Raw genomic sequence first — 1,723 nt, 5'->3', positions numbered from 1 at the left:
TGAGTCACTTTAAGAAAGCAAAGCTGATTGATGTGATGAAGCATTTGGGCTTATTTTTATTGGCTTTAATCCTTTTGGGTGTAATGGCACTGAGCCATAGGTCCGCAGGAGCGACAACGCCCTCTGATAGTAGTATTAAGCTTGAAACTCTAGTCCCGGAAAGAGTATTGACAATTCCCCAAAATGAACCTAGTAATTATACTCCTATACAATTTGGAGTTCGTATTACTAACAATACCCTAACAGCCTTTCGCGTTTCTTTGGATTCTTTGACACCTGAATTTATGGCGGTGGATGGTGAAAATTTTTATGCAGGTAAAATTCAAGTTAGTCTGGTATTTCGGACTGAATCAGATTTTCCATTAGTTAGAGCGGGAGAAAGCCTTAACCTTTTCTGGGAGGGGAAATTTTATTGGGGCGCTCAAAATATTTACCTTCAAATACCTGACAAATATAGTAATCTCTGGTTTTTTAGAGGATTCAAACCGGGTATTTCTAAGGTTCGGTTTACCTACACCAATGCTGAGGCCCAGAGATGGTATCGGGATCGTGAAAAGGCAGAACGCAAGCAATTGATGGGAGTGTTGACAGGTAATTTATCTAGTCCGTGGACACAGTTTAGCTTTGTACTACCCTAACCTATTTTGCTTAATAATTGCCGCAATCGCATCACAAATAAAATTTTTCTTTTTTTTTAATATGTGGAGGATTTATAAAAATGCAATTTCTACTTCTACCTAAAGTTTGGTTCGCATCAATGGTTCCGATAGCTCTAATTACAGAGCCTGTATTTGCATTCCAGCTTAGAGGTACAACAGCAAGTTCTTCTCAGGAAACCTATGTGACAATTCCCGACACTGGCGACAGCGGTAAAATTACTGTTACAACAAAAGATATCAAAGAAATAAAACGAGGTGGAAGCGATGCACTTCTGGATTTGTTAAGACCTTATCAGCAGCAAGGTTGGAAATTTAAACAAGGTGGTAACTTAGGAGGGGCTTTTAATGTGATTTCTTACTATCCCTGCGCTCCTATAACTCAGTGTGGTAAGGAAATGTCTATTTTTCCTGAACTTGGTATTCCTCCTAGTGGAAAACAAATGGGCCTTGGAGCTAGTATTTGGATAGATTATGAAGCCGACCCGAATGATGAACCAAAATTTGGTCAAACTTATTAGATTCAAAGGGTAAATGTTAATACGGGCGGACAGCCTGTATCTGCTTATGGGATGACAGCTACGTCTTTTAATCTAATCGATAATCTATCCTCTAATACTCCTTTCTATCTAGCGGCTGATTATCTGGGTAGGTTTAATCCTCAAACAAATCTACCATCATACTCTTTTCTAGACGTGCCTTACGTTTTAGGGACAAATTCCAACCCAAGTTATATCTATAATCATGACTGGAATTTTGAACTTTATCTAGCTTATCTCAGACCAAACCAAGAAGTCACAATTTACAACGGAATCTCATGGGGATGGACAAACACATTCACTCGTCCTCAAACCTCTAAAAAGTTCTCCGACAGCCTCGCCTCCGGTTTGGAAGTAGACCGTTTTAACCTCTCTGACCTTACTCCTGGTTCCAAATATATAGCCTGGACAAACAACGACCTTCCCTCCAACCGCTGCAACCCAAACACATTCTTAAGCACTGACAATAACTCAGGTTTTCAGTTAGGATTTGACGACGACAGTAGCCCTGTAGGAAATGGCTTTGCC

The 1,723-nt window shown here is 40.0% G+C and carries 2 protein-coding genes and 1 pseudogene; all 3 read left to right on the top strand.

What is annotated here, in order from left to right; all coding sequences use genetic code 11:
* Positions 1-638, top strand: a pseudogene (locus tag AACV78_RS12290) (hypothetical protein); the annotation flags it as partial.
* Between the two features lie 80 nt (positions 639-718).
* Entirely contained in the window at positions 719-1,177 is a 459-nt protein-coding gene (locus AACV78_RS12285; protein ID WP_194013144.1) for a hypothetical protein, read from the top strand.
* Positions 1,178-1,228: 51 nt separating this feature from the next.
* The coding region (locus AACV78_RS12280) for a hypothetical protein (protein WP_228042737.1) at positions 1,229-1,723 on the top strand (495 nt) is incomplete at its 3' end.

Source organism: Tychonema sp. LEGE 07196, assembly GCF_963890365.1.
Lineage (GTDB): Bacteria > Cyanobacteriota > Cyanobacteriia > Cyanobacteriales > Microcoleaceae > Microcoleus.
The sequence above is the reverse complement of the archived record's forward strand: the minus strand, read 5'-3'. Positions and strand labels throughout refer to the sequence as shown.